This window comes from Streptomyces sp. NPDC007025 (assembly GCF_042869455.1).
Classification (GTDB): domain Bacteria; phylum Actinomycetota; class Actinomycetes; order Streptomycetales; family Streptomycetaceae; genus Streptomyces.
This window is the reverse complement of sequence record NZ_JBIAFT010000008.1, coordinates 21,149-33,683: the sequence shown is the minus strand read 5'-3', so window position 1 is coordinate 33,683 and position 12,535 is coordinate 21,149. Positions and strand designations below refer to the sequence as shown.

Annotated in this window: 14 protein-coding genes, 1 tRNA gene and 1 other RNA gene; 9 read left to right on the top strand and 7 right to left on the bottom strand. The window is 71.6% G+C overall.

Going from position 1 to position 12,535, the window contains the following annotated elements; all coding sequences use genetic code 11:
- Positions 1-41 precede the first annotated feature (41 nt).
- An RNA gene (gene ffs, locus ACFYMO_RS16865) (signal recognition particle sRNA small type) lies at positions 42-138 on the bottom strand.
- 118 nt (positions 139-256) lie between these two features.
- Between ffs and ACFYMO_RS16860 the strand changes: the two genes are divergently transcribed.
- From ACFYMO_RS16860 to ACFYMO_RS16830, 7 genes are all read left to right on the top strand, one after another.
- Positions 257-341: transfer RNA gene (locus ACFYMO_RS16860), tRNA-Ser, on the top strand.
- Between the two features lie 623 nt (positions 342-964).
- Entirely contained in the window at positions 965-2,068 is a 1,104-nt protein-coding gene (locus ACFYMO_RS16855; RefSeq protein ID WP_366774108.1) for an acyltransferase family protein, read from the top strand.
- A 271-nt stretch (positions 2,069-2,339) separates the two neighbouring features.
- A complete protein-coding gene (locus ACFYMO_RS16850) occupies positions 2,340-2,921 on the top strand; it encodes a TerD family protein (RefSeq protein WP_366774109.1) in 582 nt (193 codons plus the stop codon).
- 274 nt (positions 2,922-3,195) lie between these two features.
- Complete coding sequence (locus tag ACFYMO_RS16845; protein ID WP_366774110.1) at positions 3,196-4,197, top strand: sporulation protein; 1,002 nt, start codon at positions 3,196-3,198, stop codon at positions 4,195-4,197.
- Positions 4,198-4,436: 239 nt separating this feature from the next.
- The gene (locus ACFYMO_RS16840) at positions 4,437-5,771 is read left to right on the top strand and encodes a hypothetical protein (protein ID WP_366774111.1); all 1,335 of its coding nucleotides are present in this window, start codon (positions 4,437-4,439) and stop codon (positions 5,769-5,771) included.
- Between the two features lie 161 nt (positions 5,772-5,932).
- On the top strand, positions 5,933-6,556 hold the full coding sequence (locus ACFYMO_RS16835; protein ID WP_366774112.1) for a DUF2975 domain-containing protein: 624 nt from the start codon (positions 5,933-5,935) through the stop codon (positions 6,554-6,556).
- Positions 6,556-6,780 carry a helix-turn-helix transcriptional regulator gene (locus ACFYMO_RS16830; RefSeq protein ID WP_366774113.1) on the top strand — a complete coding sequence of 75 codons (225 nt, stop codon included), beginning with the start codon at positions 6,556-6,558 and terminating at the stop codon, positions 6,778-6,780. The genes ACFYMO_RS16835 and ACFYMO_RS16830 overlap by 1 nt, the downstream gene beginning before the upstream one ends.
- Before the next feature lie 119 nt (positions 6,781-6,899).
- Here ACFYMO_RS16830 and ACFYMO_RS16825 read toward each other — a convergent pair whose 3' ends face one another.
- Complete coding sequence (locus ACFYMO_RS16825; protein WP_366774115.1) at positions 6,900-8,210, bottom strand: NAD(P)-binding domain-containing protein; 1,311 nt, start codon at positions 8,208-8,210, stop codon at positions 6,900-6,902.
- Positions 8,211-8,395: 185 nt separating this feature from the next.
- Here ACFYMO_RS16825 and ACFYMO_RS16820 point away from each other — a divergent pair, with 185 nt between their 5' ends.
- Positions 8,396-8,752: a helix-turn-helix transcriptional regulator gene (locus ACFYMO_RS16820; RefSeq protein WP_019354782.1), complete on the top strand. Its 357-nt coding sequence runs from the start codon at positions 8,396-8,398 to the stop codon at positions 8,750-8,752.
- A gap of 52 nt (positions 8,753-8,804) precedes the next feature.
- On the opposite strand, the gene arsB is transcribed toward ACFYMO_RS16820, so the two are convergent.
- Together arsB and ACFYMO_RS16810 are read right to left on the bottom strand one after the other, a co-directional pair.
- Entirely contained in the window at positions 8,805-9,905 is a 1,101-nt protein-coding gene (gene arsB, locus ACFYMO_RS16815; protein WP_366774116.1) for an ACR3 family arsenite efflux transporter, read from the bottom strand.
- A complete protein-coding gene (locus ACFYMO_RS16810; RefSeq protein ID WP_019354784.1) occupies positions 9,902-10,216 on the bottom strand; it encodes a helix-turn-helix transcriptional regulator in 315 nt (104 codons plus the stop codon). Before ACFYMO_RS16810 ends, arsB begins: the two co-directional genes overlap by 4 nt.
- Positions 10,217-10,332: 116 nt before the next feature.
- Between ACFYMO_RS16810 and ACFYMO_RS16805 the strand changes: the two genes are divergently transcribed.
- On the top strand, positions 10,333-10,764 hold the full coding sequence (locus ACFYMO_RS16805; protein ID WP_388547068.1) for an arsenate reductase ArsC: 432 nt from the start codon (positions 10,333-10,335) through the stop codon (positions 10,762-10,764).
- 88 nt (positions 10,765-10,852) lie between these two features.
- Here the strand turns inward: ACFYMO_RS16805 and ACFYMO_RS16800 are convergent, their stop codons facing one another.
- The 3 genes from ACFYMO_RS16800 to ACFYMO_RS16790 are packed head-to-tail and all read right to left on the bottom strand — an operon-like array spanning position 10,853 to position 12,521.
- Entirely contained in the window at positions 10,853-11,176 is a 324-nt protein-coding gene (locus tag ACFYMO_RS16800; protein WP_388547065.1) for a hypothetical protein, read from the bottom strand.
- The gene (locus tag ACFYMO_RS16795; RefSeq protein ID WP_388547062.1) at positions 11,173-11,940 is read right to left on the bottom strand and encodes an Asp23/Gls24 family envelope stress response protein; all 768 of its coding nucleotides are present in this window, start codon (positions 11,938-11,940) and stop codon (positions 11,173-11,175) included. Before ACFYMO_RS16795 ends, ACFYMO_RS16800 begins: the two co-directional genes overlap by 4 nt.
- Positions 11,937-12,521, bottom strand: coding sequence for a sigma-70 family RNA polymerase sigma factor (locus ACFYMO_RS16790; protein ID WP_366774120.1), 585 nt, complete (start codon positions 12,519-12,521; stop codon positions 11,937-11,939). The genes ACFYMO_RS16795 and ACFYMO_RS16790 overlap by 4 nt, the downstream gene beginning before the upstream one ends.
- Between the last annotated feature and the right edge of the window lie 14 nt (positions 12,522-12,535).

Below are 12,535 nucleotides of genomic sequence, written 5' to 3'. Positions count from 1 at the left end.
CGACAACCGGCCCACGCCGCGGCAACCCGGGAACCCGGGCACGCAAACGCCCCCCACGCACCCGCCAGAGCCAACCTACCCTTGCTGCCTTCCGGCCCTGGGGGAGTTCAGTCAGATAGCGCCACGTGAGGGGCTGCCGCCACACTACCCGATCCCCCGCCTCCCGTTCGACCTCGCGCCCCGCCACCCCACCCCCGGATCCATGATCGGAATCCGGGTTCGCGAGCACCCCCCATGGTCTTGTACAGTCTGCGGCGGAGGATTCGCCTAGTGGCCTAGGGCGCACGCTTGGAAAGCGTGTTGGGGGCAACCCCTCACGAGTTCGAATCTCGTATCCTCCGCCCAGCCTCACCGGGCTGAACGTAGGGCCCCACCGCCTCGGCGGTGGGGCCCTACGTAGTTCTCGACCTCGAAAAAGGATCGGGATCGCCTGCAAGAGCCGACCGACGGGCCGCAGGAGGAGCAGGCCGCCGCCGAGGACGAGCGCGCGCGGCATCAGCGGACCGGAGGGCCTCGACGCGGAACACGCGCGGCCGGCCGGACTACCCGTCAGCGCGCTCCGGCGGAGAGGACGGGGCAGCGGGCCGCACCGATCTCAGCGGGCGTCGGCGAGGTCCACGACGGTGTCGGGTGAGGGGATCAGCCCGTCTTCGCCTCTCGCGCCCTCCGCCGCCCGGTCTCGCCAGAGGGGCCACACGACGGGAAAGGGGGGAAGAGGGGAAGCAGAGGAAGCGGAGGAGCGGAGGAGCGGACGACTGCCCGGAGGCCGGACCGACGCCGTGGGCGCCTCACGGCTCCAGCCGGGCGGCAGTGCGGGGGCACGGACATATCCACCGAACCAGCCCGTGTGCCCCACCGGCCGTGTGCTGACACAGACTTGACCGCTATCGTGCTCATAATGTTGCAGGCTGGTTATACGCGAGCACCGCTGCCCTCCGCCCGCCCGGCACCTCCCGTTGCGCCGGTGGAGAGACCGTCGGCGCTACCTGCATCCGCGAAAGCCGCCGGCCGCCCGTCCGGCCGCCGCGATCCGTTTCTGGACAACGCGAAGTACCTCACCATCGTGCTGGTCGGGGCCGGGCATCTGTGGGCACCCATGCAGGGCGACAGCCGCGCCGCCGCCGCCCTGTACGCCACGGTCTACGCCTTCCACATGCCGGCCTTCATCGTCATCTCCGGCTATCTCTCCCGGAGTTACGAGGGCACCCCGCGCCAGATCGTGCGACTGGTGACGGGCGTCCTGGTGCCGTATCTGGCGTTCCAGACGGTCTACACGCTCTTCATGCGGTGGCTCGACGACCCGCAGCGGGAGTTCCACTATCAGGAGCCGGGGTTCGCGCTCTGGTTCCTCGTCGCCCTGTTCGTGTGGCGGCTGACCACGCCGGTGTGGAAGAACCTGCGCTGGCCGGTGCCTGTGGCGCTGGCGATCGCCGTCGGTGCGAGTGTCACGCCGAGCGTCGGCAACGACCTGGACCTGATGCGCATCGCCCAGTTCCTGCCCTTCTTCGTGCTGGGGCTGCAACTGCGGCCGGAGCACTTCGCACTCGTGCAGCAGCGTGCTGCACGGTGGCTCGCGGTGCCGGTGGTGGCCTGTGCACTGCTGCTGGCCTACTGGGCGGTGCCGCGGATGTCCTCGGGCTGGTTCCTGCGGGAGAAGTCTGCGGCGGAGATGGGCGTCCCCGCCTGGGTCGGCGCCACCATGGTGCTGGCCGTCTTCGGCTGCGGCCTGGTGCTGACGGCGTGCTTCCTGGCCTGGGTTCCCCGTCGGCACATGTGGTTCACCACGCTGGGCGCGGGCACGCTGTACGCCTACCTGCTTCATGTGTATCCGATCAAGCTCTCCCGCGAACTGGACTGGTACAGCCTGGACTGGGTGGGTCACCCGGCGGGCCGGGTCGCCCTGACGGTGCTCGTCGCAGCGATGATGACGCTGCTGTGCACGTCTCCCGTGCGGAAACTGTTCCGCCCCCTGATGGAGCCGGACATGCCCTGGTTCTTCCGGGGCGGCCGGAGGACAGGGGGCGCGACCCACGGCAAGCGGTCGCGGCAGGGCCACCCGGCAGCCTGAATGGTCCGCCGCACCGGCAACGGACGGTCAACGCCGGATGTGCCCGGCGCGGTCGGTGACGCGGTTGTCCGGCTACCCGCCCCCATTCTTCTACAGTGCTGTAGTTTTTCGTTGGGGCCGCGTTCCGAGGCCGCCGGATCTGACACCGGCGCCCAGGATGACTGCCCCGGCCGGGCACCACAGGGCGGCATTCTCTCGACCTGTCCACCTTCTCCCTGCCGTCCACTGCCATCCGATGCCATCCCATGCCACGCGAACCGAGGTACCTGAGATGTCCGTGAACCTCTCCAAAGGCCAGCAGATCAGCCTGACCAAGTCCGGCGGTGGCTCGCTCACCAAGGTGCGGATGGGGCTGGGCTGGCAGGCCGCGCCCCGCAAGGGCTTTCTCGCCAAACTCGCCGGAACCCGTGAGATCGATCTCGACGCCTCCGCAGTGCTGTTCGCGGGCGGTGAGCCGGCCGATGTCGTGTTCTTCCAGCATCTGGTCAGCGACGACGGTTCCGTACAGCACAGTGGTGACAACCTCGTCGGCGGCACCGGTACGGGCGATGACGAGTCCATCAGCGTGTCCCTCGAACGTGTCCCGCCGCAGGTGGACCAGATCATCTTCACGGTGAACTCCTTCACCGGCCAGACCTTCGAGGAAGTGCAGAACGCGTACTGCCGCCTGATCGACGAGACGTCCGGTGAGGAGCTCGCGCGCTACACCCTCACCGGAGGCGGTCCGCACACGGCGCAGATCATGGCCAAGGTGCACCGCTCCGGCGAAGGATGGCAGATGGCCGCCATCGGGGAGCCGGCACAGGGACGCACCTTCCAGGACCTGCTGCCTGTCATCGCCCGTCACCTGTGACCCTCCGCCGTGCGGCCGGTCGCGGCCGGCCGCACGGTCGAGCCGCCCGGAATCCGGCGTCCGGCACGGTGTTCCGCGGGACCGGTTCATTGCGCCCGGACCGCCGGTGCACCCCTGAGCCGGCCGGCGAGAACACCGGTTTCGGCGGCGACTTGAAAACTACAGTGCTGTAGAGGCCTGCCGTAGCGTGGGACCTGCGGCGGACACGCCCCGTGGCCGGGGCCGGACTCCCCGCACTCAAGCGTCGGCAGACAAGTGAAGGAGAACGCCCGCGATGGTGTTCAAACGGCTTCTCGGAGCTCTCGGGGTGGGCGGTCCCTCGGTGGACACGGTCCTGGACGACGGGCCGACGCGGCCGGGTGGCCCGCTCAGCGGCCAGGTGCATCTCGAAGGTGGCTCCGCCGACTGCGAGATCGAGCAGATCACTCTCGAACTCGTCGCCCGCGTCGAGGCGGAACACGGTGACGAGGAGCACGAGGGCGTGGTCGCCTTCGACCGCCTCACGGTGGGCGGCGGGTTCCGGCTCGCCGAGGGTGAGCGGCGCAGCGTGCCGTTCACCGTCACCCTTCCGTGGGAGACGCCGATCACCGAGCTGCACGGTCAGCCCCTCGGGGTGATCCTCGGAATCCGGACGGAACTCGCCGTCGCGGGAGCCAGGGACAAGGGCGACCTCGACCCGCTGCGGGTGGCACCGCTTCCCGCACAGGAAGGCGTGCTGGAGGCCCTGGGACAGCTCGGGTTCGGCTTCACGTCCGCGGACCTGGAACTGGGCCACATCCACGGCACGGGACAGACCCTGCCCTTCTACCAGGAGATCGAACTCTCCCCCGCCCCGCAGTACGCCCACGCCGTCAACGAGGTGGAGGTGACCTTCCTCGCCGCCCCGGGCGGTATGGAGGTCGTCCTGGAGGCCGACAAGCGCGGCGGGCTCTTCTCCGAGGGACACGACGCCGTCAACCGCTTCGCGGTCAGCCACGAAGGCGTCGAGCACGTCGACTGGAACGCCGAAGTCGACTCCTGGGTCCGGCAGATGGTCGAGCAGCACGGCGGCGGCCACGCAGCAGGCCACTCCGGGTACGCACCGCACCAGGGCCATGGACTCCACCACCACGAGACCTCGCACGACGGTCACCACCGCTCCGGGCCGAGCACCGGTGCCGTCGTCGCCGGTGCGGCGGCGGGCGTCGCCGTCGGCGTGGTCGGGGGATTCGTGGCCGCCGAGGTCATCGACGAGGTCTTCGACGACGACGAGGACGAGGGAGACGAAGAGGACTGAGCGCCGGGCGGCCCGGCCGCTGCGGCCACCCCGGCCGGATGCGGGGACGTGTCCCCGGTCGTGCCGGTCGCCCCCCTGCGGTCCCCGCCTTCCCGGCTGCTCCGCGGGCGTGCTCTGCGCCGATGTCCGCCTTGCCGTCGACCCGTTGTCAGTGGCCTGCGGCAGGATGCACGGCAGGTGACGGACCGTCGACCGAGGGCCGTCACGGCTGTCGTCCACGAAGGGGGAGGGGTGCTGCTGTGCGCAGGCCGGTCGCGGGTGAGGTGCAGGTTCACTACGGTCAGATATACGTGCACGCTCCGGGCAGCCTGAATCCGGATCTTTGCGAGGCGTTCGCAGGCCAGAGCGGGGGCCTGTGCGGGGCGGCGGTCCCGGGAGCGCTCTGGCTGAACACCGGGCTGCACACGGGAGACGTCGGCTTCGCCGTGGAGGTCCACGACGAGGAACCCCCGCTGGACCCGGGCTGGGAGGACGTCGTGGAGGTGTCCTTCCACCCGGAGTCGGAGGACACCTGCCTGGTGTCGTGGGCGGGTCAGGCCGCATGGGACCTCGGTCTCGCCCGGACCGACCACCGGGTACGGTACTGCGGCCGGGGGATGGACGAGGGGCGGGAGCTCGACACCAGAGTGTCCGGCGAGCCGGCGGCGGACAGCTACCTCCTGCAGTTCTGGCCCGCACCGCCACAGGCCGACCGTGTGGTCCGCCAGGCCTCACGATCAGCCGCCCACTGGCACCGCTTCGCGCGGCAACTCCCCCCACCGCCCACACCGGAACAGCGCGCCGAAGCCGAACGCCTGGCCCGGCAGGCAGCGGAGCGGGCAGCCGAGGAGCGGCGCCTGCACTTCGAGCGATGGGAGTGGGGCGGTCGGTCGCCGAGCGGGAGGCTGCGCGACGTCCGTGGCAACGTCCGCGGTCTGCTTCGTTTCGACAGCGAGTTGGTGCACACGCTGGGCGCCGCGCCTTCCGAGGTGCAGCGCGCGGTGGCGTCGCTGGCCGCCCGGCGGGCCTGCGAGGCGGCGGGCCTCGTGGGCATTTCCTGGGTCGCTCGGGCACTCACCGCGATGTCGGAAAGACGTCCCCTGCCACCGCCCTTCGACGACGCGGACCGGATGCGGGAGACGCTGTGCTCCGACCCGCAGGTCCCGAGCCGGTCGGTGCTCAGGGCGGAACCTCCCGAGCGGCCGCCCTACCGTCCGCTGCCGTCTCCGTCTCCGTCAGCGGCCGGGCCGACGTGGGACACGGCCTCGAAGCCGGGGGACCGCGAACGGAAGGCGGGTCCCGGCCGCTTGCTGGGCAGGCTCGCACCCTCCACGTCCGCCGCTGACAGGCCGATCTCCCTCGGAGCGGTGCCGCCCCTCGTCGCGGTGGTGCGCACCTCCGGCACATCCGGCACTTCGAATGACCCCGAGCAGATCTCCCAGCCGCACTTCGCTCTTCCCGCCGTGCTCGCCGCCGCCGATCCCGATCCGCTGAAGGCGGCACTGGACGCTGTGTGGCACGCGGTGGGCACGTACGGCGTGCACTACCCGGAGCTGCTGGAGGAGGTCCGGTCGTGTGCGGCACCGACGGAGTGAGCCCGGCCGGTGGACCCCACTGTTCCTCGGACGTGTCCTCGGGACACGCCCCGACGGACCCGTCCAGGTAGGGGCCGGGTCCGCCGATCCCTTGAGACGACTGCTATATCGTTTGTCGATACTATCGACAAACGATATGCCACCGCGTGCAGGGGGAGAGTATGAGCACCACGTCCTGGTGGAGCCGGACCGACAGCCGACTCCTGGAAGCAATTCTGGGCCTGGCTGTTGTCCTGGTCGGCGTCTTCGGGGTGCTGCTTCCGGCGCTCGGCGTGGTCGGGCTGAGGGAGGGACCCGTGGACACCGTCGAGGTCGAGCCCGAGACCGCAGCCCGCATACCGGAGAAGGTTTCCGCCGCGGTAGCGGGCCACGGCATGACCCTCACCGGCACGCGGCAGGCAGAACTCGTCTTCGCCGACCCCGGCCCGGGTCAGCGAGTGCTGCTCGCCCTTCCGGAGGTCGTCGGGAGCCTGCTCCTGCTTCTCGTCCTGGTACTCCTCTTCAAGGTGGCCCGAACCCTCAGCGGCGGCGACATCTTCGTACCGGCGAACGCCCGGCGGCTGAGCGCCATCGGTCTGACGGTGCTGGTACAGGCCGTTCTCACCCCGGTGTTGCCGGCGCTCACCACGGAAATGCTGGTGCATGGCTCCCCCATGGCCGAGCAGATACCGTTCTCGGTCACCTTCACCGGGGAACATGTCCTGCTGGCCTTCCTCGTCCTGGCGCTGGGAGAGGTCTTCCGGCGCGGAACGAAACTGCGCGCCGACACCGAGGGACTGATCTGATGCCACCGGAAGAGGAGCACCGGGTACGGATCCATCTGGACCGGCTGCTGGCCGAGCGGGGCATGACCCTGTCCGAACTGGCGGCCAGGGTCGGGGTGACCGTGGTCAACCTCTCCGTTCTCAAGAACGACCGGGCGAAGGCGATCCGCTTCTCCACTCTCACCGCGCTCTGCCGCGAACTGGGCTGCCAGCCCGGCGATCTGCTCAGCGTCCACGAGGACTGACCCCCAGCACGTCACCCGCCCTCTGCGGCGGCCGGGCACCGGCAGCACTCTCCCGGCGCCCGGCGGAACCGTGCCGATGCCAGGCGGAGCCGCGCCGGTGCCCGGCGGAACCGTGCCGGTCAGGAACCGCAGCAGCCGCCCTCGGTGGGCTGTCCGGCTTCGGGGGTGGCGAGGAGACCGGTGCCGCCGCACACGCCGGTCTCGGGCAGGGCGAGGGCGACGCGGTCCGCGGATTCCAGGTCTCCGGCGAGGGCGGCGGCCACGGAGCGGACCTGCTCGTAGCCGGTCAGCGCGAGGAACGTGGGGGCGCGGCCGTAGGACTTCATGCCGACGAGGTAGAGGCCCCGGTCGGGGTGGGACAGTTCGCGGTGGCCGTGCGGGTAGACGGTGCCGCAGGAGTGGGCGTTCGGGTCGATCAGCGGGGCGAGTTCGGCCGGTGCCTGGAGGCGCTCGTCCAGGCGGAGGCGGATCTCGGACAGGAAGGACAGGTCCGGGCGGAGGCCGGTGAGGACGATCATCTCGTCCACCGGTTCGAGACGCCGCCCGTCCTCGGAGACCAGCACCAGACGGCCGTCGGCTGCCCGCTCGACGGTGTGGGTGAGGAAGCCGGTGACCGCTTCGGCATGTCCGCCGTCGACGGCAGCCTTGGCCGCGAGGCCGAGGGCGCCGCGGGCGGGGAGTTGGTCGGCCTCGCCGCCGCCGAAGGTGGCATCGGAGATTCCTCGGCGCAGGAGCCAGACCGCCTTCGTGCCGGCGCCGTCGTCCGTCCCGGCGAGGTCGGCCAGGTGGGCGAGGGCGGTGAAGGCGGAGGCGCCCGAGCCGAGGACGGCGGTGCGCTTGCCCGCGTAGCGGGCCCGTACCGCCGGGTCTGCGAGGTCGGGGACGCGGTAGGTGACGCGGTCGGCCGCGGCCTGTTCGCCGAGCGCGGGCAGGCCGCTGGCGCCTGCGGGGCCGGGGACGTTCCAGGTGCCGGAGGCGTCGACGACCGCGCGGGCGGTGATCCGTTCCTCGTGTCCGTCCGTGTACCGGACGTGGACGGCGTAGGGCTGGGCCTCGCGGTCGGCGTCCACGACGCGGTCGCGCCCGGCCCGGGCGACGCCGGTGACGGTGGCGCCGAAGCGGACCCGGTCCCCGAGTGCCTCGGCGAGCGGCTGGAGGTACTGCTCCGCCCAGTCGCCGCCCGAGGGGTAGGCGGCCGCGTCGGGCTCGGCCCAGCCGGTCGGGGCGAGCAGCTTCTCCGCCGCGGGGTCGGTCACCTCGCCCCAGGGAGAGAACAGCCGCACGTGGGACCACTCGCGCACGGCCGTGCCGGCGGACGGACCGGCCTCCAGGACGAGGGGCTCGATGTCCTGCTCGACGAGGTGCGCCGCGGCGGCGAGGCCGACCGGTCCGGCTCCGATCACCACGACGGGCAGCTGCTGGTTGCTCATGACAAGGGGCTCCTCACGGGCGTGGGCGGGGTGGTGGCGGCCGGGCCGCCAACTGATTCGATGATTGTCTATGTCTTGCCCTCACCAGCGTGACACCTGGTTCGACGCCCGTCAACATAGACAAATATCTAATCAGACCTTCCGTGCCCTCGGAGTGCTGTTTCGATTTGTGTCAAAATAGAGTCATGCCGAAGCCCAGTACCCCGTCCGCCGAGGTGGTGCCGTGCTGCCCGCCGCTGACCGAGCGCCCCATGACGGCCGAGGAGGCCGAGACCGCCGCGCGGATGTTCAAGGCGCTCGGCGACCCCGTGCGGCTGCGGCTGTTCTCGACGGTCGCCTCCCATCCGGGCGGCGAGGCGTGCGTGTGCGACATCTCCGACGTCGGGGTCTCCCAGCCGACCGTCTCCCACCATCTGAAGAAGCTCAAGGAAGCCGGACTGCTGCTCTCCGAGCGGCGCGGCACCTGGGTCTACTACCGGGTGGCCCCGTCCGTGCTCGCCGCGATGGGACAGATCCTGACGACCGGACCGGCGGCCGCCTGAGACCGGACCAGCACCCGGAACCCCGCGGAACCGGGCCGGCGGGCCCCGCACGTCACCGCGCGGCGAACTTCCCGCGCCAGGCCAGGGACACGTAGACCAGCGCCACCAGCACCGGGACCTCGATGAGCGGGCCGACGACCCCGGAGAGGGCCTGGCCCGAGGTGACGCCGAAGGTGGCGATGGCGACCGCGATGGCCAGCTCGAAGTTGTTCCCGGCGGCGGTGAAGGCCAGGGTGGCCGTGCGGTCGTAGGCCAGGCCGATCGCCTTGCCGAGTGCGAAGGCGCCGAACCACATCAGCGCGAAGTACACCAGGAGCGGCAGCGCGATCCGGGCCACGTCCAGGGGCTGCGACGTGATCGTCCTCCCCTGGAGCGCGAAGAGCAGCACGATCGTGAAGAGCAGCCCGTAGAGCGCCCACGGCCCGATCCGCGGCAGGAAGTTCCGCTCGTACGGTCCGCGGCCCAGCCTCTTCTCGCCGAGGCGGCGGGTGAGGAATCCGGCCAGCAGCGGGATGCCGAGGAAGACGACGACGTTCAGCGCGATGTGCCAGACGGAGACGTCCAGCCCCTGCCCGTCGCCGAGGTCCAGCCACCGGGGCAGCAGGTCGAGGTAGAACCAGCCGAGCAGGCCGAACGCGAGGACCTGGAAGACGGAGTTGAGGGCGACGAGCACGGCGGCGGCCTCGCGGTCGCCGCAGGCCAGGTCGTTCCAGATGATCACCATGGCGATGCAGCGGGCCAGTCCGACGACGATCAGCCCGGTGCGGTACTCGGGCAGATCGGGCAGGAAGAGCCATGCGAGGGCGAACATCACGGCCGGGCCGAGGATCCAGTTCAGGGCCAGCGACGAGGCCATCAGCCTGCGGTCGCCGGTGACCGCGTCGAGCCGGTCGTAGCGGACCTTGGCCAGCACCGGATACATCATGATCAGCAGACCGAGGGCGATCGGCAGCGAGATGCCGCCGACCTCGACCCTGGACAGCGCGTCGTCGAGACCGGGAACCGCCCGGCCCAGCCCCAGGCCGACGGCCATGGCGGCCAGGATCCACACGGCCAGGAAGCGGTCGAGGGTGGAGAGCCCGCGGACGACGCCTCCGTCCGCGGCGCGGGTGTCGGGCGCGGGCGCTTCGGTGGTCTCTTCGGTGGCGCTCACGGGCAGGCCCTCTTGATGTCGGCGGCGGCGGTGGTGCGGGCGGTCGCGGCCAGTTCGGCGAACTGCCCGGCGAGGGCGGTGAGGACATCGGGCCGCAGCCGGTAGTAGGTGAACCGGCCGCACGGCTCGGTGTCCACCACTCCGGCGTCGCGCAGCACCCGCAGGTGGTTGGAGAGATTCGTCTGGCGCGCGCCGGTCTCCTCGACCAGGTGCGTGGTGCACAGGGTCTCCCGGGCGAGCAGATGCACGATCGTCATCCGGAGCGGGTCGGCCAGGACGCGGATCAGATCAGTCTCGACTGACGTCAGCATGTGCTGATACTGTCACATCACTCGAAGCTGATGCCAGACCGGTCCGCAGCCGCCGCTCTCCGGGGGCTCCCCGGAGGCGGTCCGGCGCTCGCCACGGACCCGCGAAGGATGAACCGATGCCCTCCACCCCCGCCGCGTCCGTGCTGTTCGTCTGCGTCCACAACGCCGGGCGCTCGCAGATGGCCGCCGGCTTCCTCCGCCACCTCGCGGGCGACCGCGTCGAGGTCCGCTCCGCGGGCTCGCTCCCCGGCGACCAGGTCAACCCGGCAGCGGTCGAAGCGATGAGGGAGGTGGGCATCGACCTCTCCGGCCAAAGACCGAAGGCGCTCACCCCCGAGGCCGTCCAGGCGTCCGACTACGTCATCACCATGGGCTGCGGCGACGCCTGCCCCGTCTTCCCCGGCCGGACCTATCTCGACTGGACGCTGGCGGACCCGGCAGGAAGGGGCCTGGCGTCCGTGCGCCCCATCCGCGACGAGATCAGGACCCGCGTCGAGGCACTCGTCGCCGAGATCGACGCGGCAGGCCCCCCGCCGGCCGAGGGCTGAGCCGGACCTGCGCCTTCAGCCGTCTCCGGACCCAGGACCGCTGCCGCCGGATCCGGAATCCGTGCCGGCGGACGAGGCCGGTGACCCGTCAGACGACACCGGTGACGGTGACGGTCACCCGCGCGGTGTCGGCCGGGTGGGTCTCGGTCAGGCGGGCCGTGACGGCGGCGCTCGCCGCGCGGGCGACATCCACCGCACGCGCCTCGGCGGAGATGACGATCCGTACGTCGATCCGCCACAGGGCACCCGGTTCCGCGGGGCGGCTGACGCGCAGGCCCGCGGGGGACGCGCTCTCGGAGCCGGTGAGCGCGGACCGCAGCCGCCGGGTGATGCCGGGCGTGAGGAAGGCGACACCGGGCACGTCCCGGACGGCCGCGGCGAGGTCCTCACTGAGGACGGCGTGCTGACTCATCGGCCCGTACCTTTCTCGGTGCTGTTCCCCGATTCGGCTCCCTCCGGCACGTTCCTCCCGGATCCGTTCGGCGCGTTCGCGTTCGCCGGGTCCGAAACCGGCACCTCGGCGTCGGCGTCGACCAGGTCCGTGACGCGGACGTCGACCGCGGCGGTCCGCAACCCCAGGTACCGGTCCGCGGCCCGCTCGACCCGCAGTCGCACCGCGTCGGCAAGACCCGGCAGGTCGGACGGTTCGGACGGTTCGGACGGTTCGGACACGGACAGCAGCACCTGGATGCCGAGACGCACGGACACCCGGCCCGCGGAGTCCGGCTCCGCGGAATCGGGTTCCGGAACGATGCGGCAGGAGCCCGCGCGGACGCCCGGCACCTGTTCGGCGGCGGCGCGCAGCGTACGGGCCGCCGCCGTCTCCATGATCCACAGATCTTCGGGGGGCGGGGCCAGGGGCAGCGGGTGCCCGGGGCGCAGCTCCACGCGGACGATGTCCATGACGCGCTGCGTCAGCGGCGCCGCGTCGTAGGCCACCGGGTCGTCCGCCTCGTCGTGCAGCCCCCGTACGGCCGTCTCCAGGTGGTCCAACTCCTCGACCGCGCGGCGGCAGTGCGGGCAGGTGCGCTCGTGGCCGTCGGAGGTGCCCTCCTCCCAGTCGGCCCACACCTGCGACAGCAGCCGCCCGCAGGGCAGCAGTTCGTCGTCCGGGTCGGGCGCGCCGGGCGGCTCGGGCGGCGGCGGGGAAGCGGGCGGGTGGATACGACTGGTCATCGCCAGGCCCCCAGAGCGTTGGTGAGATGGCGTCGGGCGCGGAAGACACGGGCACGGACGGCCTGTTGGGTGATGCCGACGGTGTCCGCGATGAAGGCGTAGGACTGGCCGTCCCATTCTCGCAGGATCCAGCAGGTCCGCTGCTCGGCCGAGAGCTCCGCGAGCGCACGGTGCAGGTCGCCCACGGCCGCGCGTCCCTCGGCGATCCGGTCGGGCGCGACGGTGTGCGCGGGTGCGGCCGGCTCCTGCGCCGCGTCCAGCGGATCCTGCGGCCTGCGGGCGCGCAGGGTGTTCAGGCACCGGTTGGTGACGATGCGGTAGAGCCACGTGCCGAAGGCGGAGTCCCCGCGGAACTCGGGCAGCTTGCGCCAGGCGCTGATGAACGCGTCCTGCACCGCGTCCTCCGCCTCGGCCCGGCCGCCGAGCAGCCGGGTGGCCAGCCGGACCAGCGCCGGAGCGTGCCGACGTACGAGGACGGCGAACGCCTCCTCGTCGCCCTCGACCGCGCGGACGGTCAGCAGGGCGTCGTCGGGCCCGTCCCCGCCGCCCGGTGGTCCGGCGGATGTGCGGTCCCCCGTCACAGGGCGCTCCTCTC